The 25941-nt window shown below is 46.9% G+C and carries 19 protein-coding genes; 9 read left to right on the forward strand and 10 right to left on the reverse strand.

Annotated features, from left to right (window positions below; translation table 11 throughout):
• Positions 1-35 precede the first annotated feature (35 nt).
• Positions 36-1250 carry a DNA-binding transcriptional regulator NagC gene (nagC, locus tag MKS89_RS04675; RefSeq protein WP_072960887.1) on the reverse strand — a complete coding sequence of 405 codons (1215 nt, stop codon included), beginning with the start codon at positions 1248-1250 and terminating at the stop codon, positions 36-38.
• Between the two features lie 610 nt (positions 1251-1860).
• Between nagC and glnS the strand changes: the two genes are divergently transcribed.
• The 8 genes from glnS to purF all read left to right on the forward strand — a co-directional run bounded on the left by glnS (position 1861) and on the right by purF (position 15700).
• On the forward strand, positions 1861-3531 hold the full coding sequence (gene glnS / locus MKS89_RS04680) for a glutamine--tRNA ligase (RefSeq protein WP_072960864.1): 1671 nt from the start codon (positions 1861-1863) through the stop codon (positions 3529-3531).
• 276 nt (positions 3532-3807) lie between these two features.
• Complete coding sequence (locus MKS89_RS04685; RefSeq protein ID WP_252518339.1) at positions 3808-9738, forward strand: FimV/HubP family polar landmark protein; 5931 nt, start codon at positions 3808-3810, stop codon at positions 9736-9738.
• Between the two features lie 133 nt (positions 9739-9871).
• Positions 9872-10675 (forward strand): tRNA pseudouridine(38-40) synthase TruA, encoded by an 804-nt coding sequence (gene truA / locus MKS89_RS04690; RefSeq protein WP_072962893.1) that lies wholly within the window; start codon positions 9872-9874, stop codon positions 10673-10675.
• Between the two features lie 162 nt (positions 10676-10837).
• Positions 10838-11752: an acetyl-CoA carboxylase, carboxyltransferase subunit beta gene (gene accD / locus MKS89_RS04695; protein WP_072962883.1), complete on the forward strand. Its 915-nt coding sequence runs from the start codon at positions 10838-10840 to the stop codon at positions 11750-11752.
• Between the two features lie 36 nt (positions 11753-11788).
• Positions 11789-13051, forward strand: coding sequence for a bifunctional tetrahydrofolate synthase/dihydrofolate synthase (gene folC, locus MKS89_RS04700; protein ID WP_072962880.1), 1263 nt, complete (start codon positions 11789-11791; stop codon positions 13049-13051).
• 6 nt (positions 13052-13057) lie between these two features.
• A complete protein-coding gene (locus MKS89_RS04705) occupies positions 13058-13594 on the forward strand; it encodes an SPOR domain-containing protein (protein WP_072962879.1) in 537 nt (178 codons plus the stop codon).
• A 62-nt stretch (positions 13595-13656) separates the two neighbouring features.
• Entirely contained in the window at positions 13657-14148 is a 492-nt protein-coding gene (locus MKS89_RS04710) for a CvpA family protein (RefSeq protein ID WP_072962876.1), read from the forward strand.
• A 37-nt stretch (positions 14149-14185) separates the two neighbouring features.
• Positions 14186-15700 (forward strand): amidophosphoribosyltransferase, encoded by a 1515-nt coding sequence (gene purF, locus MKS89_RS04715; protein WP_072962873.1) that lies wholly within the window; start codon positions 14186-14188, stop codon positions 15698-15700.
• A gap of 176 nt (positions 15701-15876) precedes the next feature.
• On the opposite strand, the gene MKS89_RS04720 is transcribed toward purF, so the two are convergent.
• Both MKS89_RS04720 and rnt read right to left on the reverse strand, forming a co-directional pair.
• Positions 15877-17205 (reverse strand): Na+/H+ antiporter family protein, encoded by a 1329-nt coding sequence (locus tag MKS89_RS04720; protein ID WP_072962870.1) that lies wholly within the window; start codon positions 17203-17205, stop codon positions 15877-15879.
• 33 nt (positions 17206-17238) lie between these two features.
• Positions 17239-17895 (reverse strand): ribonuclease T, encoded by a 657-nt coding sequence (gene rnt, locus MKS89_RS04725; protein ID WP_072962890.1) that lies wholly within the window; start codon positions 17893-17895, stop codon positions 17239-17241.
• A gap of 206 nt (positions 17896-18101) precedes the next feature.
• Between rnt and motY the strand changes: the two genes are divergently transcribed.
• Entirely contained in the window at positions 18102-18989 is an 888-nt protein-coding gene (motY, locus tag MKS89_RS04730) for a flagellar protein MotY (RefSeq protein WP_072962868.1), read from the forward strand.
• Positions 18990-19091: 102 nt separating this feature from the next.
• On the opposite strand, the gene gloA is transcribed toward motY, so the two are convergent.
• The 7 genes from gloA to rsxC all read right to left on the reverse strand — a co-directional run bounded on the left by gloA (position 19092) and on the right by rsxC (position 25936).
• Complete coding sequence (gene gloA / locus MKS89_RS04735) at positions 19092-19508, reverse strand: lactoylglutathione lyase (RefSeq protein ID WP_072962865.1); 417 nt, start codon at positions 19506-19508, stop codon at positions 19092-19094.
• A gap of 160 nt (positions 19509-19668) precedes the next feature.
• Positions 19669-20418 (reverse strand): FCD domain-containing protein, encoded by a 750-nt coding sequence (locus MKS89_RS04740; protein WP_072962862.1) that lies wholly within the window; start codon positions 20416-20418, stop codon positions 19669-19671.
• A gap of 16 nt (positions 20419-20434) precedes the next feature.
• Positions 20435-21067 carry an endonuclease III gene (gene nth / locus MKS89_RS04745; protein WP_072962888.1) on the reverse strand — a complete coding sequence of 211 codons (633 nt, stop codon included), beginning with the start codon at positions 21065-21067 and terminating at the stop codon, positions 20435-20437.
• A 66-nt stretch (positions 21068-21133) separates the two neighbouring features.
• Positions 21134-21832, reverse strand: a complete 699-nt coding sequence (locus MKS89_RS04750) for an electron transport complex subunit E (RefSeq protein WP_072962859.1) — start codon at positions 21830-21832, stop codon at positions 21134-21136.
• Positions 21829-22464, reverse strand: coding sequence for an electron transport complex subunit RsxG (rsxG, locus tag MKS89_RS04755; RefSeq protein ID WP_072962856.1), 636 nt, complete (start codon positions 22462-22464; stop codon positions 21829-21831). Before rsxG ends, MKS89_RS04750 begins: the two co-directional genes overlap by 4 nt.
• A gap of 8 nt (positions 22465-22472) precedes the next feature.
• Positions 22473-23519, reverse strand: a complete 1047-nt coding sequence (gene rsxD, locus MKS89_RS04760; protein WP_072962854.1) for an electron transport complex subunit RsxD — start codon at positions 23517-23519, stop codon at positions 22473-22475.
• A complete protein-coding gene (gene rsxC / locus MKS89_RS04765; protein WP_072962851.1) occupies positions 23519-25936 on the reverse strand; it encodes an electron transport complex subunit RsxC in 2418 nt (805 codons plus the stop codon). The genes rsxD and rsxC overlap by 1 nt, the downstream gene beginning before the upstream one ends.
• Positions 25937-25941: the final 5 nt, after the last annotated feature.

A 25941-nucleotide genomic window follows, 5' to 3' on the forward strand; every position in this document is an offset into this window, starting at 1 on the left:
ACCAGATTGGTTACCTTGATCGACGAAGGTTGTGATTACTCTTCGAGAAGTTTTTGGAGTAAAACCCCATTCAGCATTGCCCGTTTAATCATGGCAAAGGCAGCAATCGGCGGCTGCTTATAAACCTGTGAGGCCACAATGGGAAGGTTTTTATGGAATGCTTTCAGAGATTGATTCTGTACATTGCGTTCAATAGCCGGAAAAATCAAATCTTGTGCTGTTGTGATATCCCCTGCAATGATAATTTTTTGCGGGTTAAACAAATTGACTGTAATCGCGACAGCTTTACCTAAATGGTCACCCACTTTTATCAAAGTTTGACGTGCCAGTTCATCCCCTTGATTGGCGTGATCACAGATATCGCTAATTGTAATCTGCTCTAATTCAGCAAGTGTTGACTGATAGCCTTGGTCAAGAAACTGTCTGACCCGCTTTACGATTGCAGGGTTGGATGCCACGGTTTCCAGACATCCGAAATTACCGCACTGACACTGTGCTCCCAATGGATCGATCTGAATATGCCCAATTTCACCGACATTTCGGTTGAACCCGAGAAAAATTCGACCATTGACGATCATCCCAGCCCCTGTTCCCCGGCCGACACTGATCAAAATCGAATCTTGACAGTCTTGACTTGAGCCGAAATAGTGTTCTGCAAGGGCAAGACCGCGGATATCGTTGCCGATAAAACACTCGACGCCAAAGTGATTTCTGATGATATCTCCCATCGCGAGTTCATCGACATCGACATTGTGCATATATTCCACCACGCCGGTTTCTGGGTTAACCAGACCGGGGAGAACAACACCAATCGCAATTAATTGTTGAATATAAGCTTGTTTCTCTCGGATGAAGTGACGGATATAGTGAAGTAGCCCTTCAATGAGCTCTTTTTGATGCAGATATTGAAACTCATGATAATCGGAAACAATTTCATTTCCGCCCAGATCATAAAGACTGATCTGAATGTAGTCGCGGCCTAACCTGACAGCAACAGAATGAAAAGGAAGCACTTCAGTCTCAAGGGAGATAGCCCGGCGTCCCCCGGTCGATGCCTGTTGTGCGACTTCTTTAATCAGGCCTTTTTCCAACAGTTGACGGGTGATTTTAGTGACACTGGCAGGTGCTAACTGGCTGATATCTGCAACCTGAATGCGAGAAATCGGGCCCTGTTGATCGATGAGCCGATACACAGCGGCACTATTAAGTTGTTTGACTAAATCTACATTACCTTTTTGCGTATCATTCATTTGCTTATGCTGCTCGTATTGCCCGTTTTTTAATCTTGTCATCGGATTGTAAAAATTTTCATCGATGATAGCCTAACCACAAACTCACGATGTTTATTGTGTCGATTTGGTTGCGTGATGTCTATGGTACTTTTCTCTATACCGGCAGACGACGGTATATTCATGAGTTTACTCGTACGATGATGGCTGGTGTCTAAGGCAGTTCATTGTCTGAGACCTGAATATCCTGCCCAAACGGTAATATACTGCCTTATCGCTAAAAATAAAGTCCTCTCCAGTCGAAGCTGCGGGAGCTGTGGCATTGGTCACTAATCTTTCGCCATCTAAGTTTACTTTTCGCACTATTGGCCGTATGCGAATGGTCATTGGACTTCTTACTCTGTATCCAGAGTCAAAAACCAAAAATGCCGCTTTATCGATGTAAAATGATCGATCTCAGGAAATAATCTTAAGAATATCCCGGAATCATATTGTGTAATCACAAAGAATTGTGGATCATTAGGGGTGTTAACTTTTATATCCTAACAGCAAAATTATTCGCGGTGTACTTCTCTGCATTCAAGCAGATGAGTCACGGTCCTGAGAATACAAAATTATTGAGGTGTTATAGATGAGTGAAGCTGAGGCTCGTCCATCGAACTTTATCCGTCAGATTGTTGATAAAGACTTGGCGGAAGGCAAACATACCAGTGTGCATACCCGATTTCCACCAGAGCCGAATGGCTATATCCATATCGGACATGCTAAGTCAATTTGTTTGAATTTCGGTATTGCTCAGGATTATCAGGGCCAGTGTAACTTACGTTTTGATGATACAAACCCAGAAAAAGAAAACATCGAGTATGTTGAGTCAATTAAGAAAGACGTCAACTGGTTAGGTTTTCAATGGGCGGGCGAGGTGTGCTATTCATCTGATTATTTTGATCAGTTGTATCGTTATGCCATTGAATTAATCGAGAAAGGACTCGCTTATGTTGAAGAGCTGGCGCCAGAACAAATCCGTGAGTATCGGGGAACGTTGAATCATCCGGGAAAAGAAAGTCCTTATCGTGATCGCAGTGTTGAAGAAAACCTCGCGTTGTTTGAAAAAATGCGCACCGGTGGATTTCAGGAAGGTGAAGCCTGTTTGCGTGCCAAAATCGATATGGCTTCTTCTTTTATGGTTTTACGTGATCCGGTTTTATACCGAGTTCGTTTTGCTGAGCATCATCAGACCGGTGATCAATGGTGTATCTATCCGATGTACGACTTTACTCACTGTATTTCGGATGCATTGGAAGGCATTACTCACTCTTTGTGTACCTTGGAGTTTCAAGACAACCGACGTTTGTATGATTGGGTATTGGATAACATCACCATCCCCTGCCATCCGAGACAGTATGAATTTAGTCGCTTAAACCTTGAATATACGGTGATGTCGAAACGGAAGCTGAATCAATTGGTGTCTGAGAAATTCGTTTCAGGATGGGATGATCCACGAATGCCAACCATTTCTGGTTTGCGTCGTCGCGGATTTACACCAGCATCGATTCGTGAATTCTGTAAACGCATCGGTGTGACGAAACAAGACAATATGATTGAATTTAGTTCGTTGGAATCTTGTATTCGTGACGACCTGAATGAACATGCGCCCAGAGCCATGGCTGTGTTGGATCCTGTGAAAGTTGTGATTGAGAATTATGACGCTGACACCGTGGAGATGCTGGACGTTGCTAACCATCCTAACAAGCCTGAGATGGGGAGTCGCCAAGTTGCCTTTAGTCGGGAAATCTGGATTGAACGTGAAGATTTTCGTGAAGAAGCAAATAAGAAATATAAACGTCTTGTTCTTGGCAAAGAAGTCCGTTTACGCGGCGCCTATGTGATTAAAGCTGAGCGGATTGAGAAAGATAGTGCGGGTGAGATTACCACGATTTACTGTACTTACGATGCCGATACGTTGGGGAAAAACCCAGCGGATGGGCGAAAAGTTAAAGGTGTTATTCACTGGGTTTCTGTTAGCCAAGGTATTCCCGCTGAATTCCGGTTGTATGATCGGCTCTTCTCGGTTGCTAACCCAGCGGCAGAAGATGATTTTACGCAAGTTCTGAATCCTGAATCTCTGATTCGTCAGCAAGGTTTTGTGGAAGCAAGTTTAGCTTCAGCTCAACCAGAATTTGGTTATCAGTTTGAACGTATCGGTTATTTTTGTGCAGATAACCGCGATTCTTCAGCCGAATCATTGGTTTTTAACCGTACTGTCGGTTTAAGAGATACTTGGGCGAAGATTGAAGCGGTCTGATGTGCTTTGATGAATAAGGAAAAGCCAGCAATATGCTGGCTTTTTTACTGTTCAAATTATACCGTTGTGACAACTTCAATTGCTTCTGTTTCATGCCATTTGAGCACGGATGGGGAACCAGTGGTGAATCAGAAAAGTGGAAAATGTGTGAGATGCGCGCAATTATTGTAGGGAAAACAGTTTTTTTCCGGATAACCTATAGTTTTGCTGGTGTAATCCGATATATTTAACAGATTATTGAATTTACTATTACCTAAGCACATAGCTGAGCTTTATATGCGTCAATTTTTAAAACGTCTGTTGTTACCATTTGCAATAGCAGCCGTGGGTCAGTTTTCTCTTGTTCATGCAGAAGGTATTCGTCTGCTTGGACCAACAGGTCAGGTGCAGTCATCACCCCAATATAGTGAAGCGGTGAGGTCTTCTGCTGCGCAATCAAATAATGAACCTTCCAAATTTTATGGTCCCACTTCCGAAACAGAAACATTATGGTCGATTGCCTCAAAACTCAGACCATCAAATCAAGTTACCGTTCAGCAAACGCTACTTGCTCTCTATCAGTTAAATCCCGAATCATTTGAACAGCAGAATATTCACAGCTTAATTCCGGGAAGTCGGTTACGTATTCCATCTCTCGCCCAGATTCGGAGTGTGACAACTGAAGAAGCGACACGGGTCATGCAGGCTCATCAGCAACGGTTAGATCAGGCGAGTCGTCTCGCAGCAACTGGTTCATCGTCAGCGGTAAAAGCTCGCACCGTAAAACCGACGAAGCCTACATCTGTTAAAACAGATACACCTCCAGCAGCACAACCTGATACGAAGCCTGCACAACAACAGACTAATACTCAGCAAGTGAGTCCGGCGAAAGACAAAATAATTCCGTCAGAGCAGCCGCCTCAGACAGAAGCACCTCAGAGCGTGTTGTCATTTTCTTCATCAGATGCGACAGGAACAGACTCAGAAATTCTGGCTCTTGAAGAGAAAAATCACCGTTTAACACTCATGCTGTCAAAAGTGCAGTCAGAAGTAAGTGATCTGAAGAATGAACTGGGCGATGAAAATAAAGTTCGTACTGAAGTCGAAAAACTGCTGGCTGAAGAGCGCAGAAAACGTGCGGAAGCTGAGCGGATGTCGCCCACATCCCTCGACAAACTATTGTCAAATAGCTGGACGGTCGGTGCGCTCGCGCTTATTCCCGGATTATTGATCGCTTTACTGATCATGTGGTTGGTTGGTCGGAGAAAAACATCGGATACATCATCTGATGCGCCAACGGAAACGAAGGATGTGAGTGATAAACCGATTAATATTGGGGATGCTGCAGAAGTCGGTGATCACGATGATGAACTTGATGACCTGTCACTTGACGATGATCTCTTTAGCACAACCAGCCCTGAAGCAGAAGAGAGTGAGGTTCAGGATGAAGCCGATGTTGATGATGTCTTTGCTGAGCTCGACGATGTCGATCTTGATTTGGACCTGGGGGATGAAAGTGAGGAAGATCTGTTTGCCAGCATCGATGATGATGGTGACTTAGTTGATACGGATCTCGATAGTGATTTCTCTGCGAGTGCAAATGGCATTAGCGTCAACAGCGAAGATAAAGCGGTCGGTCTGGAAGAAATGGAGCGAGCGCTTGAGGATGCGTCTCTTGGGGCGGGCGATGAAGAACAGGCCGAGGATGAGGATTTCGATCTTTCCAGTGATGATCAAGTTGGGATGTCTCAGGACGAAATTGAGATGTTGCTGGATGGTGACGGGCTTGACGATGACTTAGATACGACAGAGCTTGATCAATCCATGCTCGATGATTTATTGGCAGAAGAGCAAGGTGATGAGTTCGATCTAGGCGATGTCGGTGTTGCTTCTGATAGCGAGCTGGAAGCTTTATTTGACAGTATTGAGCAACAAGCCGATCTGGAGCAATTAGAAGCAAATAGTCAGGATGATTCATTCTTAGATGAAGCATTTGATACTGGCGCATTTGACTCACTCGATACATCCGAAGATGAATCAGAAAGTGTTACAGATGAAACGACCGCACTGCTGGATGAGTTACTGGATGAATCGGATGACACCGACGACGAACTTAATTGGGATAAAGAGTTAGAAGATCTCGGTGGCTTTGACTTAGCAGATGAAAGTGATGATGACCTGTTTGATTTTGAAACGCTCGATCTTGATGAAGATTTGGAAGCCGATACTGAACTCGATGAAGACGATACGACTCCGATTGATGATGGGACTGAGTTATTTGATGAATTACTAGAAATTGAACAGCACACTATCGAGGAAGATGATGACTTTAACCGTGAAGGGTTTATTGATGATCTGATTAGTTCCGCACCGGATAAAGACCCGTTATTAGATGAAGTCGATTTTGACGCATCTGTCTCAGCAGAAGCACCGGGAGAGGACTCGAACGACTTTGATTTCAATCCTGAAATTGAAGGCAGTGAACAGGTTGATGAAGATGATTCAGTTGCAGCGAATGAGTTTGGGGTTCCGCAAGATATTGATTGGGATATTGAGGAAGAACTAGAGCCATCTTCTGCATTGACATCGGGCGATGAGGAAGTCTCTGAGTCTGAATTACCTGGTTTCGACGAGACGACCGTACTGAGTGAATTCGACACACCACCTGCCGACACTGAAGTCGCGGAGCCACCGGAGAGCGATGATCTATCCGATTTTATCGATGACGAAGCGTTACCAGAATTCGATGAAACGGTCGCACTGGATGAATTCGATGCACCGGCAGTCGATACCGATGCTCCTAAACTGAGTGACTCAGAGATGACCTCTGAGAGTGATTCAGCCATCGACCAGCCAAGTGAAGTGCCAGAATCACCTGCAGAAGCGCCTGTTATCGAAGAAGATCATGCTCCTGAAGCTGACATCGAAACAGAGCAAGTGATTGAGCCGGAAGCGACGCAAGCTGAAGCAGTCGCGGAGCCACCGGAGAGCGATGATCTATCCGACTTTATCGATGACGAAGCGTTACCAGAATTCGATGAAACGGTCGCACTGGATGAATTCGATGCACCGGCAGTCGATACCGGTGCTCCTGAACTGAGTGACTCAGAGATGACCTCTGAGAGTGATTCAGCCATCGACCAGCCAAGTGAAGAGCCAGAATTACCCGCAGAAGCGCCTGTCATTGAAGCAGAGCATGCTCCTGAAGCTGACATCGAAACCGAGCAAGTGATTGAGCCGGAAGCGATGCAAGCTGAAGCAGTCGCGGAGCCACCGGAGAGCGATGATCTATCCGACTTTATCGATGACGAAGCGTTACCAGAATTCGATGAAACGGTCGCACTGGATGAATTCGATGCACCGGCAGTCGATACCGATGCTCCTCAACTGAGTGACTCAGAGATGACCTCTGAGAGTGATTCAGCCATCGACCAGCCAAGTGAAGTGCCAGAATCACCTGCAGAAGCGCCTGTTATCGAAGAAGATCATGCTCCTGAAGCTGACATCGAAACAGAGCAAGTGATTGAGCCGGAAGCGACGCAAGCTGAAGCAGTCGCGGAGCCACCGGAGAGCGATGATCTATCCGACTTTATCGATGACGAAGCGTTACCAGAATTCGATGAAATGGCCGCACTGGATGAATTTGATGCACCGCCAGTCGATACCGATGCTCCTGAACTGAGTGACTCAGAGATAACCTCTGAGAGTGATTCAGCCATCGACCAGCCAAGTGAAGAGCCAGAATCATCCGCAGAGGTGCCTGTCATTGAAGAGGATGATGTCCCTGAAGCGGATATTGAAACAGAAACAGAGCAAGTGATTGAGCCGGAAGCGACGCAAGCTGAAGCAGTCGCGGAGCCATCGGAGAGCGATGATCTATCCGACTTTATCGATGACGAAGCGTTACCAGAATTCGATGAAATGGCCGCACTGGATGAATTCGATGCACCGGCAGTCGATACCGATGCTCCTAAACTGAGTGACTCAGAGATGACCTCTGAGAGTGATTCCGTCATCGACCAGCCAAGTGAAGAGCCAGAATCACCCGCAGAAGCGCCTGTCATTGAAAAGGATGATGTCCCTGAAGCGGATATTGAAACAGAAACAGAGCAAGTGATTGAGCCGGAAGCGACGCAAGCTGAAGCAGTCGCGGAGCCATCGGAGAGCGATGATCTATCCGATTTTATCGATGACGAAGCGTTACCAGAATTCGATGAAACGGTCGCACTGGATGAATTCGATGCACCGGCAGTCGATACCGATGCTCCTGAACTGAGTGACTCAGAGATAACCTCTGAGAGTGATTCAGCCATCGACCAGCCAAGTGAAGAGCCAGAATTACCCGCAGAAGCGCCTGTCATTGAAGCAGAGCATGTTCCTGAAGCAGACATCGAAACCGAGCAAGTGATTGAGCCGGAAGCGACGCAAGCTGAAGCAGTCGCGGAGCCATCGGAGAGCGATGATCTATCCGATTTTATCGATGACGAAGCGTTACCAGAATTCGATGAAACGGTCGCACTGGATAAATTCGATGCACCGGCAGTCGATACCGATGCTCCTGAACTGAGTGACTCAGAGACAACCTCTGAGAGTGATTCAGCCATCGACCAGCCAAGTGAAGAGCCAGAATCATCCGCAGAGGCGCCTGTCATTGAAGAGGATGATGTCCCTGAAGCGGATATTGAAACAGAAACAGAGCAAGTGATTGAGCCGGAAGCGACGCAAGCTGAAGCAGTCGCGGAGCCATCGGAGAGCGATGATCTATCCGATTTTATCGATGACGAAGCGTTACCAGAATTCGATGAAATGGCCGCACTGGATGAATTTGATGCACCGCCAGTCGATACCGATGCTCCTGAACTGAGTGACTCAGAGATGACCTCTGAGAGTGATTCAGCCATCGACCAGCCAAGTGAAGAGCCAGAATTACCCGCAGAAGCGCCTGTCATTGAAGAAGAGCATGTTCCTGAAGCAGACATCGAAACCGAGCAAGTGATTGAGCCGGAAGCGACGCAAGCTGAAGCAGTCGCGGAGCCGTCGGAGAGCGATGATCTATCCGATTTTATCGATGACGAAGCGTTACCAGAATTCGATGAAACGGCGGCACTGAGTGAATCCGATACATTGTCAGCAGATGCGGATGAGTTAGCATCCGAGCTACAGGAAAGCGATGATTTATCTGACTTTATCGATGATGATGCGTTACCAGAATTCGATGAAACGGCGGCACTGAGTGAATCCGATGCATTGTCAGCGGATGCGGATGAGTTAGCATCCGAGCTACAGGAGAGCGATGATTTATCTGACTTTATCGATGATGATGCGTTACCAGAGTTTGACGAAACGGCGGCACTGAGTGAATCCGATGCATTGCCAGCAGATGTGGATGAGTCAGCATCCGAGCCACCGGAGAGTGATGATTTATCAGATGTTATCGATGATGATGCATTCCCAGAATTCGATGAAATGGCCGCATTAGATGAATTCGATACGTCGCCAGTAGACGCGGGTGTCTCCGAGATAGCATCAGACGTGGCTCCAGAAACTGACTTAGCCACTGAGTCTTCTGATTTTGTGGATGAGGGGGCTGGTCTTGAGCCTCTCCCAAGACATTCTTTTGATGAAGATGCATTGGGTGCGTTGTTGGATGAAAATGCTGAGCCTGCGCAGTATGTTTTTGAGCCAAATCTAGATGAAGAGCGGATTGCCAGCGCAGGAATGGATTTAGAGTCGATGCTGAGTATGGGTGGTGAAGATTGGAATGGCTTCAAACTTTCTCCGGAACAACAGGCGTCGATTCCTGATGAAGTGCCGAAAGATGAGCAGGATGTTTGGCGAAGTGAAAATCAAACATATGAACCTCAGGCCGATTCGGAAGATTGGGAAGTTCAGGATGACTTATTCTATAACGAGTCTGAACAGCAGCGTCATTTAACAATTGATGAACTGATGTCTCAAGTTGAAGGACATCACCATCCTTTTGAAGACGTCGATCTTAAACTGGATGTCGGGTTGAATGAATTCCCGGATGTCATCGGAGATATTACGAATGTTGATGTTGACAGCAATGCGGAAGCCGCAGGGAAACTGGATCTTGCGAAGATTTACATCGAAATGAATGATGAAGCAGGTGCGGTGAAGTTATTGGAAGAAGCCATTGTTGACGGGAACGATGATATTCGTCAGGCTGCAAAACGCTTGATTGACGAGCTGAGCCGAAGAAATTAATGGGTGGGGTAGCGAATAGCGCCCCCATAGCGCTGTTCTCTACGGATATCCAAGAGATATCGTCTGTTGTTGATTAGAATTTTTTCCTATTTGCGATTATACTGCCGACCCTGTTTGACAAGAGAAGTAGATGATGAGAATCGCTTTAGGTGTTGAGTATCATGGCGCTCATTATTATGGCTGGCAGCGGCAGCGAGATGTTCCTAGTGTTCAGGAAGCTTTGGAAAAAGCACTGAGCCAAGTTGCGAATCATCCGATCGAAGTCCAGTGTGCTGGGCGAACTGATGCTGGTGTTCACGGTACGGGACAAGTTGTCCATTTTGATACTGAGGTTCAGCGAAAAACGGCAGCATGGACGATGGGGGCGAATGCGAATTTACCCCAAGATATTGCTGTGCGATGGGCACAGGAAGTTCCTGATTCGTTTCATGCTCGTTTTTCAGCGACCGCACGGCGTTATCGGTATGTGATATACAATGATAATTTGCGACCGGCCATTTTGTCGGCTGGTGTCAGTCATTATCATGGTGATTTATGTGTTGAAAGAATGCACCGAGCCGGACAATTGTTACTGGGAGAAAATGATTTTACCTCCTTCAGAGCCGTACATTGTCAGTCTCGCAGCCCGTGGCGGAATGTCATGCATCTGCAAGTCACTCGTCACAATCGTTATGTTGTGATTGATATTAAAGCCAATGCGTTTGTACACCATATGGTCAGAAATATCGCGGGGAGCTTAATTGCTGTCGGCAGAGGGGAGCAAAAGCCTGAATGGATTCAATGGCTATTAGAAGCTAAAGATCGGAAACTTGCGGCTGCAACAGCGAAAGCAGAAGGGCTTTATTTGGTTGAAGTCGAATATCCGCAAGTATTCAATCTACCGGAGCAACCTGTTGGTCCGTTATTTTTACCTGATACATTGAACGAATCGCGTTAGTCAGATTCAAATCATGAGATCAGATTGTTGTAACGTCGTTTCACGAAGGTACAACCAGTTTTTTATCAACATGCAGAGATTTATATGATTTAATCCTCTGGGTGTTTATTGTCGAATAATTTTCTCTTGCCGTTGCAAGGGAGAGGAGTAAGGGTCTTCCACATGAGTTGGCTTGAAAAGATTTTAGAGAAAAGCAATATTGTCAGTTCGCGAAAAGCATCGATTCCTGAAGGTGTTTGGACAAAATGTACGTCTTGTGAACAAGTCCTTTATTATGCTGAGTTAGAACGTAATTTAGAAGTTTGTCCAAAGTGTAATCACCATATGCGGATGAGCGCTCGTCGTCGTCTGGAAAAATTTCTTGATGAAGATAACCGCCAAGAAATCGGTGAGACGCTGGAGCCGCAGGACAAATTAAAATTCAAAGATTCAAAACGTTATAAAGAGAGACTTGCAGCGGCGCAGAAAGCAAGTGGTGAAAAAGATGCCTTGGTCGTTATGAAAGGAGAGCTTTGCGGCTATCCTCTTGTTGCTTGTGCATTTGAGTTTTCCTTTATGGCAGGTTCGATGGGATCAGTCGTTGGAGCACGTTTTGTGAAAGCTGTAGAAGCAGCGATTGAAGCCAAGTGTGGTTTGATCTGTTTTTCTGCCAGTGGTGGTGCCCGAATGCAAGAGGCGTTAATGTCTCTGATGCAAATGGCGAAAACCAGCGCAGCGCTGGAACGTCTATCCCAAAATGGCTTACCATTTATCTCTGTAATGACTGACCCGACTATGGGTGGTGTATCTGCAAGCTTGGCGATGCTCGGTGATATTAATATTGGTGAGCCGAAAGCGGTCATTGGTTTTGCCGGTCGTCGCGTTATTGAACAGACAGTACGTGAAGATCTTCCAGAAGGTTTCCAGCGCAGTGAGTTTCTGTTGGAGCACGGCGCGATTGATATGATTGTTGATCGTCGTGAAATGCGGTCTCAAATTGCGAGCCTGTTGGGTAAGATGATGAATTACCCAGCACAGACAACAGAATCCGGAAATGATAGTACTTATGCGGTACCAGAAGCCGAGAAAAAAGAGTAAAGTAGTTTTCCCATATCTCAATACTATGCTTGTTTAATGAGTCAGAACGCTATGCCACAAGCCACATCTTCGTTATCGATGTGGCTTGATTATTTATCCAGTATCCATCATTCATCCATAGATTTAGGCCTTGATCGCGTTCAGGTCGTGGCTCAGAGAGCCAACCTGTTAAAACCTGCACCAACCATTATTACGGTTGCCGGCACGAATGGGAAAGGTTCTACCTGTGCGATTCTCGAAGCCATCCTGCTTGCTGCAGGGTATTCGGTGGGCGTCTATAGTTCTCCACATCTTATCTGTTATAACGAACGTATTCGGATCAACGGCAAAGTCTTAGCCGATGAAAACCATACGCACGCGTTTGATTTTATTGAAAAACAGCGGGGTACAACGAGTCTGAGCTTTTTTGAGTTCGGAACGCTGGCTGCATTGCGATTACTGCAAGAAGAACAAGTCGATGTTGCGATTTTAGAAGTCGGCTTAGGTGGTCGGTTAGATGCGACCAATGTTGTTGAACATGATGTTTCGGTCATCACGAGTCTGGCCATCGACCATATTGATTGGCTGGGGGATGATCTGGGACAGATCGGGTACGAGAAAGCGGGTATTTTTCGTGCCGGTCAGCCAGCGGTATGCGGTGAGCCTCATCCACCAGCGACTGTTGCCGCCTATGCTGATGAAATCGATGCGGAATTTTTTCAGATCGGTATTCAATTTAATTATCAGGTTGCAGAAGATGTATGGCATTGGCAGCATGGTGCTTTTGATCTCCGTGACTTACCGAAGCCACAGTTACCGTTACCCAATGCTGCAACTGCTTTGATGGCACTTGGATGTGCTGGGCTCGATATCAGTGATATGGATATTGTTGAGGGATTAAAGAGTGCCTCTCTGCCTGGCAGAATGCAGCTAATTAGCCAGCAGCCGGTAATTATGCTGGATGTTGCGCATAACCCACATTCTGCCCAATATCTGGCATCATATATAAAGCAGCGTTTCTCGGACAAGAAAATTCATCTGGTCATTGGTATGTTACATGACAAAGATATTCAGGCAACGATCACCGCTTTATCATCGGTTGTTGATCATTGGTATCCGGCTTCTTTGACCGGGCCTCGGGCTGCTTTTGCCAGCGAGTTGAATCGCTATATTCCTGTTCCGAGTCAAACCTATGAATCACCCGTTCAGGCTTTTAAAGCTGCGATGACACGAGCCCATGAAAATGATGCCATTATCGTCGCGGGTTCGTTCCACACGGTTGGAGAAGTTTTAGATTTTTGGCATAAACGAGGGGTGTAAACAGAGATGGCAAGCCGATTCCAAAGTCGTTTAGTTGGAACCGTTGTATTGGTTGCACTTGGTGTCATTATTCTTCCGGATATTCTGGATGGACAAAAATCACACTACAAAGAAGATGTTGCCAGTATTCCACTGAAACCCGATGTCGATCAAGACACGGAACAATATCAAATTCTAGAGCCGGAGACCGATCAGCTTTCCTTACCTGATTCACCCGTTACGGTGAATGAAAACGAGAATACGACAGCATCGAATGATACCGTTCCGGTTCAAGTTGAAGCATCGTCTGAGTCAGATGATTTTCAGAGCAGTGGTTGGATTATTCAACTGATGGCGCTCAAGAATAGCGACAATGCGAAAAAACTCGTAGCAGATTTGCAAAAACGGGGTTATCAGGCTCATACCAAACAGGAGAATGGTTACACACGCGTGATTATTGGACCTGATGTGTCAAAAAGCAAAATGGAAAGACAACTGGCTGAATTGGAAAAAATTACCGGAGCAAAAGGCCAACTGCTCAAATTTAAACCGTTAAATCCGTAAGAAAACGTTTGCGTCGTCATTTTTTCTGTTAAAATGCGCGCCATCTTAGAATGAGTGAATGTATGAACTGGTTAGATATTGTCATTTTAAGTGTGATTGGCCTGTCAGCATTGATCAGCCTGATTCGTGGTTTTGCGAAAGAGGCATTGTCACTGGCGACTTGGCTGCTTGCATTTTTTATTGCAGGCCACTATTACCCAAAGTTGGCTGTTTATTATTCGAATATTCAGGATGACATGTTCCGCAATGGTGCCGCGATTGCGACGTTGTTTATTGCAACATTAATCGTTGGCGCGTTGGTGAATTATGTGATTTCCCAGCTTGTACAAAAAACGGGGCTTTCAGGAACGGATCGGGTTCTTGGTGTGGTGTTTGGCGGACTCCGAGGTGTTCTGATCATTGCTGCGGTTCTGTTTTTTATGGATGCGTTTACTGCGTTTCCAAGTTCAAAATGGTGGGAAAACTCACAATTGGTGCCTCAGTTTCGGTGGATTATTGTGCAGTTTTTCGAACATTTGAAAACATCATCTAGTTTTCTTACCGGTACGGTCTAAATCGGCCGGTATAATGTCGCAAATCGAGGATTAAGACATGTGTGGTATTGTTGGAATTGTTGGTTCAACGCTTGTCAACCAGTCCATCTATGATGCTTTGACCGTGTTGCAGCATCGCGGCCAAGATGCCGCGGGCATTTGTACCATAGATAGCAATCGTTTTCGTCTGCGTAAGGCAAATGGATTGGTTACCGATGTATTTGCTGCAAAGCATATGCAGCGCCTTCAAGGAACGGTTGGCATCGGACATGTCCGTTATCCGACAGCAGGGAGCTCAAGTGCATCCGAGGCGCAGCCTTTTTATGTCAACTCACCGTTTGGTATCACACTGGCTCATAATGGTAATCTAACCAATGCCCATCATGTTCGAGAGAAGCTGTTTGAGAAAGATCGCCGTCATGTCAATACGACGTCTGACTCTGAGGTGCTGTTGAATGTTCTGGCACATGAAATTGATACGATTAAAGGGAATGTCGGCGCAGAAGATGTCTTTAGAGCGGTTACCAGTGTACATCGTTCGATTAAAGGCGCTTATGCTGTCGTTGCGATGATTATCGGTCATGGCATGATTGCGTTTCGGGATCCAAACGGTATTCGTCCACTGTGTTTGGGTAAACGCAATGTCGGCGGACAAACTGAGTATATGGTTGCATCTGAGTCTGTTGCATTGGATGCAGTTGGATTTGAGTTTATGCGGGATGTTGCCCCAGGTGAGGCAATTTATATTACTTTTGAGGGGGAGCTTTACACACATCAGTGTGCTGATAATCCTCAGTTGAACCCATGCATTTTTGAATTCGTTTATTTTGCTCGTCCGGATTCTTTCATCGACCAAATTTCTGTCTATAGTGCACGGGTCGAAATGGGCAAAAAATTGGGTGAGCGCATTCAACAGGATTATGCTGATCTCGATATTGATGTTGTGATTCCGATTCCTGAAACCTCTTGTGATATTGCCCTGCAAATCGCACAGGCATTAGATAAGCCGTATCGTCAGGGGTTTGTCAAAAACCGTTATGTCGGCCGGACATTTATTATGCCGGGTCAACAACAACGTCGGAAGTCAGTACGTAGAAAGCTCAATGCGATTCGTTCTGAATTTAAAGACAAGAATGTGCTACTGGTCGATGATTCAATTGTCCGAGGCACAACATCAGAACAGATTATCGAAATGGCCCGCGATTCTGGCGCCAAAAAAGTCTATATGGTTTCTGCTGCCCCGGAAATTCGTTTCCCGAATGTTTACGGTATTGATATGCCAAGTGCCAATGAACTCATTGCTCATGGCCGCGATAATGAATCCATCTGTCGTCAAATCGGTGCGGACGCATTGATTTTCCAGACGATTGAAGATCTTGTCAGTGCTGTTGGTATCGGGAATCCGAATATCAGTTGCTTTGAAACCTCGGTCTTTAATGGTGAATATGTGACTGGTGATATTGATCAGGCTTATCTGGACTATCTGGAAGCGATGAGAAACGACGACGCCAAAGAACAGAAAGAGATTCAACAAGAGTTGGCAAGTCTTGAGCTCTATAATGAAGAAAACTGAGGGTCTCACTCTCTGTCAATCGTAACTCTGTCAAGAGTAACAACATCTGGTTCAGAATAAGAATCGAGCAATAAAAGTGGTCTGTCCATCATATGATTTAAAAAGGCTTCCGTGAGGAAGCCTTTTTTTATGGGGTTCGTTCTGAATTATTCAGTGCGATAAAGGTAATGATGTCACTACAGAATCATCGCAGCAATCCAGCCGAAGATAATCAGAGGGATATTATAGTGAATAAACGTGGGAACAACGGTTTCCCAGACGTGTTCGTGCTGTCCGTCTGCATTGAGGCCGGATGTCGGACCGAGTGTAGAGTCAGATGCCGGAGAGCCGGCATCGCCTAATGCAGCGGCTGTACCCACTAAGGCGATTGTTGCCATCGGTGAGAAACCGAAAGCTGCCGCCAGCGGGACATAAATCGTTGCAATAATCGGAATGGTCGAAAATGAAGAGCCTATCCCCATAGTGACTAATAGCCCGACAACCAGCATTAATAGGGCTGCCAACGGCTTATTGTCCCCAATACTATGAGAGAGTGATGAAACAAGCGATTCGACCCCGCCTGTTTGTTTCATCACTGCGGCAAAGCCAGCGGCTGCAATCATGATGAAACCGATCATCGCCATCATATGCACCCCTTTGGTAAAGACATCATGGGTCTCTTTCCAAGCGATAACGCCACCAAAGGTAAATACCATAAAGCCAGTGAGTGCGCCAATAATCATCGAGTCGGTGAACAACTGCACGCTGAGCGCTGCAATAATACCGATAGCTGCCGTCAGAATATATCGACCATTAATCGTATGTTCTGGATTGTGATGAACTACGGTCAATTCAGTTTTACGGTATTCTCTGGGTTTGCGATAACTAAAGAACACCGCAATTAAAAGTCCGAAGACCATGCCGGTTCCGGGGAGTAACATCGCGGTAGGGATCTGGCTTGCTGTGATATTGACCAAACCATTCTCTTGGAGATTTCTCAGCAGAATATCTTTTAAGAAAATCCCCCCGAAACCAATAGGAAGGACCATGTAAGGGGTAATGAGGCCGAATGTGAGAATACAGGCAATCAGACGGCGATCTAATTTGAGTTTGGCAAAAACGCCCAATAGTGGCGGAATCAGAATGGGAATAAACGCGATATGGACCGGGATAATATTCTGGGAAGACATCGTCACCAGAATGAGTGCGATCAAAATAGCATATTTCAAGCCGGTCTGTGTTTCCTGTTGCTCTTTGCCATGAATTTTGCGAATGACCGTATGAGCGACTAAATCGGTGAGACCGGATTTAGAGATAGCGACAGCAAATGCACCGAGCATGGCATAACTGAGTGCGATAGTCGCACCGCCACCAAGACCACTTTCAAACGCAGTGACTGACTCATTCAGACTCATGCCTGAAACGAGCCCACCTATGATCGCACTAAATGTCAGTGCGACAACAACGTTCACACGAAGCAGTGCAAGTATCAACATGATACAGACTGAAATAACGACAGGGTTCATACAATTCTCGTGTTGTAGTATTTTGAGTTAAGGTTAGTTTTCTTCTGATTCGGTATCGGGTAACGGCCAGCCGCCTAATGCCTGCCATTTATTGACAATCCCACAGAAAAGATCCGCCGTTTTTTGGGTGTCATAAAGTGCTGAGTGGGCTTCTTTATTATCAAATGGAATCCCGGCAGTTCGGCAGGCTTTTGCGAGCACTGTTTGTCCATAGGCCAGACCGCTTAAAGTAGCAGTATCAAATGTAGCAAAAGGATGAAAAGGAACGCGTTTGAGGTGACTGCGTTCACTGGCTGCCATGACGAAGCGATGATCGAATGTTGCATTATGAGCAACAATGATTGCCCGGCTGCACTCAGCTTCCTTTTGTTCTTTACGCACCTGTTTATAGATTTCTTTCAGAGCTTCCATTTCACTGACAGCCCCGCGAAGTGGGCTGAACGGGTCATAAATGCCATTGAATTCCAGCGCTTCTTTTTCCAGATTGGCACCTTCAAATGGTTCGATGTGAAAATGGAGTGTGGTTGCCGGCTGAAGCTGGCCTTCATCATCCATCTTGAGTGTGATTGCACAAATCTCAAGAAGCGCATCAGTTTGTGCATTAAAACCTGCTGTCTCGACATCGATGACTACAGGCAGATATCCCCGAAAGCGATCTTTTAAACGCTGTTTATTGTTTACTTCCGTCATTTTGACCATAACCTATGTATCAGGGCTCGCATTATTGCAGATTATACGCCTGATAAAAACCGCAGATATTGATTAAAATGTTGAGAGTCATGGATTGCCACGCAGATTGGCGAGGTTTTTGCATTTCCTTTCCTGTTCCAACATGATGTGGCAAGAGGTTGCCACTTCGGTTGTCTGTTTGGGAACCAGATGTTTGAGAGAATAGCATGTCTATAAAGTATGGGTTGATTGCCGGTTTGGGGACGATTTTGAGTCTCTGGGGGAGTGTCGGATATGCGATGCAAAAGCATTATGTGGCAACGCCCCAACAGTCAAAATGGGAGATGGTGTCTGATACGCCGCTTGAGTGTCGGCTTGTGCATCCGATCCCGTCTTACGGTAATGCTGAGTTTTCTTCTCGGGCAAGTAAAAAGTTGAATCTCGATTTCGAGTTGAAGATGCTGCGTCCGATGGGAGAAACGCGGAATGTTTCTCTGGTGTCGATGCCACCGGCGTGGCGTCCGGGAGACCGGGCGGAATCTCTCTCTCATTTGAAATTTTTTAAACAATTTGACGGTTATATCGGCGGTCAGTTAGCCTGGAACTTACTCAGTGAACTGGAGAAAGGCCGGAACCCGACATTCAGTTATCAGGCGTGGCAAGATCGGGATCGTTTGATTGAAGTTTCATTGTCTTCGGTGTTATTCCACAGTAAGTACAATGACTTTAGTAACTGTATTAGTCGTTTACTGCCGTACAGTTTCGAAGATATTTCATTCACGATTTTGCATTATAACCGAGATAGTGTTCAGGTGAATAAAGCGTCACAAAAGCGTTTGGCGCAGATTGCTGAATATATTCGCTATAATCAGGACATCGATCTGATTTTGGTTTCCACCTATACCGATGGTTCCCGCTCAAAGAATGAAAGTCAGAGTCTGTCGGAGAAACGCGCAGAAGTGCTGCGTGACTATTTCAAATCGCTGGGATTACCAGAGAAGCGGATTCAGGTCGAAGGGTATGGTAAACGTCGGGCGATAGCGAATGACATGACACCGATTGGTAAAGAAAAGAATCGCCGCGTGGTGATTTCGTTAGGCCGGACACAAGTGTGATTGTGCGATAAAAGAACAGGCAGCTTCGTGAGCTGCCTGTTGTATCATTGCTTCGTTCGTCTTCTTGGCGACGAGAACAATCATTTTACTGCTGCGTGTTGATTAACCCTGAAGACCGGCGCCTGCCTGTTTATTCTGAATTAATTCCACCATGTAACCATCCGGGTCTTTGATAAAAGCGATATGGGTGGTCCCACCTTTTACCGGCCCCGGTTCGCGAGTGACGTCACCGCCAGCATCTTTGATGACCTGACAGGTCTGATAGATATCATCGACACCGATAGCAATATGTCCGTAGGCATTACCTAAATCATACGTTTCAACGCCCCAGTTGTAAGTCAGTTCAATGACTGCGCCTTCTGACTCATCGCTATAGCCGACAAACGCGAGTGTATATTTGTATTCCGCATTTTCATTTTTACGCAGCAATTTCATTCCCATGATGTCGGTATAAAATTTGATTGAGCGTTCTAAATCTCCGACACGTAACATGGTATGTAAAATTCGATTGTTGGACATTGCTTACTCCTGAAATGACTGGATATTATTTTTGAGTCGCTCATCTGATGACGAGCGGTTGTATCAGTTTAAAGAACATGGCAAATAAGCGCAAATGACACCGATGTTCCGCTAGCGATGTTCATTGCTTATTGAGCGCTGAGTGGACGAATGCACTGACTTACTGGAAAAGAAACCCATCAAATTGTGGATCGTCGGCGTCAGATAAATGAAATAGAGTCTGTTTGACATGCTCGAGGTGTTGCCACATCGCTTCTTTTGCAGCTTCCGGAGAACGCCTTTGCAGGGCAAACAGGATTTTCTCATGGTCTTCCAGCCAGGCACCCCGATAGTTTTTATTGGTGATACGGGCGTGAAGCTGACGCCACATCGGACTTTCATCTCGCCGTTGCCAAAGATCCCGGACAATATCGCATAGCACACTATTTTGTGAGGCATACGCGATGGCTAAATGAAATTGTTCATCGCCATCATAATCACCATGACCTGTTTCCAACTGTTTTCGTTCAATATCCAAGGCTTCGCGAAGTTTGGAAAAATCATTCTTAGTCAGATTGGTTGCTGCAAAACTGGCAATCTGGCTTTCGATGATCTGGCGGGCTTGTAACAGCTCAAATGGTCCGATATCCGAACGCGTTTTGGGCATCGATGGCTGAGAGGGTTGGGGATCCTGATGAGATAGAGCAATGACATAAACTCCAGAACCTTTGCGAACTTCCACCAGTCCTTGCAGTTCCAGCATGATAATCGCTTCTCTGACGACTGAACGGCTGACCTGCATTGCTTCGGCAATATCTCTTTCCGGAGGCAAGCGTTCACCGATGCTGAATTCTCCGGAAAAGATGCGCTGCTGAAGAGTCAGACCGATTTCCTGATAAAGTCGTTTCGGGGGCGTAGCTGAAATATTCATAGCGCCATCTCTTTGATTATTCTGTTTTTTGCTTATATTCACACAGGTCTTCAATAATACAACTGCCACAGCGCGGTTTGCGGGCGATACAGGTGTAACGGCCGTGCAGAATCAGCCAATGATGAACATCGATTTTGAATTCTTTAGGCACCACTTTCAGGAGTTTCTGTTCGACTTCGTCAACATTCTTTCCTGAAGCAAACTTGGTTCGGTTGGAAACGCGAAAGATATGAGTATCGACGGCAATGGTTGGCCAGCCGAAAGCCGTGTTGAGGACGACATTGGCTGTTTTACGTCCGACACCGGGGAGTGATTCCAAAGCTTCTCGGTTTTCCGGGACTTCCCCTTGATATTTTTCAAGTAAAATCCGGCAGGTTTTAATTACGTTTTCAGCTTTAGAATTAAATAAGCCGATGGTTTTGATATAGTCCTTCAACCCATCGACACCCAGCGCCAGAATCGCCTGCGGTGTATTGGCGACCGGGTATAACTTATCGGTGGCTTTATTGACGCTGACATCTGTTGCCTGAGCGGAGAGCAGCACCGCAATCAGAAGTTCGAAGGGCGTATTCCAGTTGAGCTCAGTTTGTGGCTTGGGATTATTTTCCCGTAATCGTTCGAGAATCTCGATCCGCTTTTGCTTATTCATGACGCTGTTGCTTCCCATTGAAATAAGTATGACTGAGGTGTCATGGTGATCATTCTGTTGTTGTCATTATTGAGTCACTTTCGTGACCCGGGCTCTCTCAATTTGTGGTTTGGTCTGTTTTGGTTGACGAGAAGCCAGATATTTATCAATACAGCTTTTGAGGGCAATCAAAAAACCGACGCAGATAAATGCGCCCGGGGGGAGGAGTGCAAGTAAAAAGCTATTGTCCAGATGTAATACATCGACCCGGAGAGCTTTGGCCCATTCCCCCAGTAAAAGGTCTGCACCGTCAAACAGTGTTCCGTTGCCGAGTAGTTCTCGGATTGCCCCTAACACGACCAGTACGCAGGTCATGCCCGCGCCCATCCAGAATCCATCCAATGCAGAGGGCAGCACATCATTTTTAGATGCGAACGCTTCAGCGCGACCGATAATAATGCAGTTGGTGACGATGAGCGGAATAAAGATTCCTAATGACAAATATAAGCCAAACGCAAATGCATTCATCAGCAGTTGGACGCAGGTCACCAGTGCCGCAATGATCATCACAAAGACCGGGATTCTGACTTCTTTCGGCACATGGTTTCTGACCAGAGAAACGGTGACATTTGAACTAACGAGTACTGCGAGAGTGGCAATTCCCAGCCCCAGCGCGTTGGTGATGGTGGAAGAGACCGCGAGAAGCGGGCATAACCCGAGCAATTGGACTAAGGCTGGGTTATTGTTCCACAAACCATTTTTCATCAATACCTGTGATTGACTCATGACTGGCCTCCGTGACAATTGTAAGGTTGACGATAAAGCTGCTCGCGGTTTTGATCAACAAATTGTGTAATTTTCTTGACGGCTTTGACCACCGCTCTTGGTGTAATGGTTGCGCCAGTGAACTGGTCGAACTGGCCGCCGTCTTTACGCACTTTCCACTGCGATTCGTTTTCAGCGGTTACTTGTTGGCCGGTAAATGACAGAATCCAGTCACTGATGCGTCGATCAATTTTATCTCCGAGCCCCGGGGTTTCATGGTGAATAAGAACGCGTGTCCCGGTAATGACACCTTGATTATTGACTCCGACAATCAGTTTAATCGCACCGTTGTAACCATCGGGAGCAATAGTTTCAATTGCTATTCCCGTCGGCACATCATGTTGCTTGGCGATATAGGCATGCAGTGTCGGTTGCCCGGTTAAATAGGGAATATCCACGACAGTACACGATCCGGAAAGGACATTATCATGAGTTTGGGGGGGAATGACCTGAGCCAAAATTGTGAGCAGCTGTTTTTGCTCCTGTTGTTCAATTTTGTTTTGGGTCAAGTAATGGGTGATCGCAACCACACCTGTTGATACACAGGCAAAAACTGCGAGGATCACTCCGTTTTTTCGTATTGCATTTAGCATTTTGCGCCTCAGTGTCCGTAGGTTCTTGGTTGTGTGTAATAGTCGATCAACGGTACACACATATTGGCGAGAATGACCGCGAAGGCAATCCCGTCAGGGTAGCCCCCCCAACTGCGAATAATGAAGATCATCACACCGATAAATGCGCCATAGCACAGACGGCCTTTCACGGTGGTTGAAGCCGTTACAGGGTCGGTTGCGATAAAAAATGCACCGAGCATGGTGGCTCCGGAAAAGAGGTGAATCAATGGTGATGTGGTTGTTTCGACACCAAACAGCTGGCACAGACTACTGATGACAACCAATCCGGTGAGATAAGCCACTGGGATATGCCATTGGATCACACGAACCCGAATCAGTAACAGGCCGCCGAGCAGATAAGCAACGTTGACCCATTCCCAGCCAATCCCGGCAATGCTACCGAACTGCCTATGCGTTAAAACTTCAGCGATTGAATGACCGGTCCGAAAGCCATTTTTGATAGCATCGAGCGGCGTGGCCATGGTGACACCATCGACGCTGACCCGCAGTTGTTGCAGGGAAAGACCGTGATCATTAAATCCGCTGAAAATAACCGAAAGAGCATCAGATAATGAAGTACTTTCCGCAGACAGTGAGTGTGGCGGGAGCCAACTGGTCATCTGGACGGGAAACGAGATCAATAACACCACATAGCCAATCATTGCCGGATTAAACGGATTCTGTCCCAGACCGCCATAGAGCTGTTTGGCAATCACAATGGCAAAAATTAAGCCGATGACCATAATCCACCACGGCGCTAAAGGCGGAATTGCAACCGCGAGCAACCAAGCGGTGACTAATGCACTGTAATCCCTGAGAGCGCTGACGGGAGAGCGCTGACGTATTTTCATGATCAGACTTTCCAGTCCGACAGCGACCATGATACCGAAAATAAGCTGAATGAAAGTGCCCCAACCAAAAAAATAGGTTTGTGCGATGAGTCCGGGACAAGCCGCAATCGCAACCCACTTCATTAAGTCTGAAGTGCTGCGTTTTTGATGCGTGTGCGGAGAACTTGCGATAAAAAATGCCACTACTCTTTTTCCTCCGTATCAGACGCGGATGATGATTGTGCTTGTTGCTGCGCTTTTCTGGCTTTGGCTCGGGCGACGGCTGCAGCAACGGCAGCTTTTTTCGGATCCTGCGCCGTTTCGATAGCTTCAGGTGCCGAGTCGGTTGCATCGGACGGTGTTTCGTCCGGCGTTGGTTGTGCCTGTTGCTGCGCTTTTCTGGCTTTGGCTCGTGCGACGGCTGCTGCAACGGCGGCTTTTTTCGGATTCTGCGCCGTTTCGACAGCTTCCGGTTTCGAGTCGGCTGCATCGGACGGTGTTTCGTCCGGCGTGGATTGCGCCTGTTGCCGCGCTTTTCTGGCTTTGGCTCGGGCGACGGCTGCGGCAACGGCAGCTTTTTTCGCATTCTGCGCCGTTTCGACAGCTTCCGGTTTCGAGTCGGCTGCATCGGACGGTGTTTCGTCCGGCGTGGATTGTGCCTGTTGCTGCGCTTTTCTGGCTTTGGCTCGCGCGACGGCTGCGGCAACGGCAGCTTTTTTCGGATCCTGTGCCGTTTCGACAGCTTCCGGTTTCGAGTCAGTTACAGTGGATGATGTTTCGTCCGGCGTGGATTGCGCCTGTTGCTGCGCTTTTCTGGCTTTCGCTCGTGCGATGGCCGCGGCAACGGCAGCTTTTTGAGCACCACCACTGTCTTTGTCTTGCGCCGCCGTTACCGAAGTCTCAGGGGTTAGTTCGGCATCTTTTTCCGCTTTACGCGCTCTGGCTTGGCGTTTACGCTCCTCGCGGAGCTTCATCATTTCACGATTATCCGGTTCATCGGCCCCGGATTGAAGGGCGGCTTCTTGTTTTGCTTTGGCTCGGGCGATTGCTGCTGCAACCGCTGGTTTCGCCTCGGATTTTGCTTGGGTATTTTTAGATTTCACCCGTTCAATCGCAGCTGCGACAGCATCCTGTCCGCCATTTTCTTTCACCATTGCCTGACGACGGTTATCCGCTGCTTTTTTGAAGCGATTCTCTCTTTCTTGCTTCTCCCGTTCCATCCGGGCCTTTTTCTCTTCGAAACGAATTCTGGCTCGTTCAGCAGCTTCGGCTTCTTGTTTCCGTGTTCTGATTTCAGCTTTGGCCTGACGATAATATTGGACGAGTGGTATCTCACTCGGGCAGACATAAGCACATGCGCCACATTCGATACAGTCTTTTAGATTGAGTGTCTCGCATTTATCATATTCTTCAGCTTTTGCATGCCACTGCAATTGCTGCGGAAGCAAAGACGCCGGACAAACATCAGCACACTGACCGCAGCGAATACAGGCTATTTCTTGCTGGGTCGGTGAAATTTCCCGTCGCGTCGGTGCGAGAAGACAGTTGGTGGTCTTGGTGAGCGGTACATCGGCATGCGGGAGCGTAAAGCCCATCATTGGCCCGCCCATAATCAGGCGAGGTAAGTGTTTATCGGGGTGATAATGATGTGTCTCCAGCAGGTGGCGAATCGGGGTACCTATCAATGCCCAAACGTTACGGGGTTGTTCAAATGTCGCCCCCGTCAGCGTCACAACGCGCTGAATCAGTGGTTCTCCGTGAATTATCGCGCGTTGAATTGCATACACAGTGCCAATATTTTGCACCATCAAACCGATATCGGCCGGCAGCTTGTCAGCCGGGACTTCAAGATTGGTTAGGATCTTGATGAGCTGTTTTTCGCCTCCGGACGGGTATTTGGTCGGGATGACTCGGATAACGAGGTCTTTGCCGGTTGCCGCAGTCTCCAGAGCACGAATTGCTTCTGGTTTATTGTCTTCGATACCGATGATAATGAGTTTAGGTGACAAAATATGGGCGAGGATCGCTATCCCCTGAACAATTTCTTGTGCATAGTGCTGCATCAGCACGTCATCGGCGGTGATATAAGGTTCACATTCCGCAGCATTGATGATTAATATTTCGGTGCGGGCCAGTCCGGAAAGGATTTTTTTTGCGGTAGGAAAACCTGCGCCGCCCATCCCCGAGATGCCGGCTTGACGAATCATATCGATCAAGACTTCCGGTGCGTGTAAATGATAATCAGGGTAGGCGCTATGTTGATACCATGTTTCCTGACCGTCCGGTTGAATGACGACGGCAAGCTCCGGTAAGCCGGAAGGATGAGCGGTTGTCCGTGGCTCGATGGCCGTGACGGTGCCGGATGTCGGTGCGTGCACGGGGAGGTGAAACACGGACATCGATTGCGTCAGTGGTTGCCCTTTTGAAACAGTATCACCGACGGATACCAGTAGGTCTCCGGGTTTACCGATATGCTGCTTCAGGGGAAGCACCAACTCTTCCGGGAGCGTTGCTGCCGCTGGTGGCGTTTGATTGGATTGATGTTTATTTTCCGGTGGATGGACACCTCCCGGGAAATCCCATAACCGGCCTGATTTAATTTGTTCGATTAATGACAGCATATCAG

The organism is Vibrio gazogenes (assembly GCF_023920225.1).
In the GTDB taxonomy this organism is placed as follows: Bacteria; Pseudomonadota; Gammaproteobacteria; order Enterobacterales; family Vibrionaceae; genus Vibrio; species Vibrio gazogenes.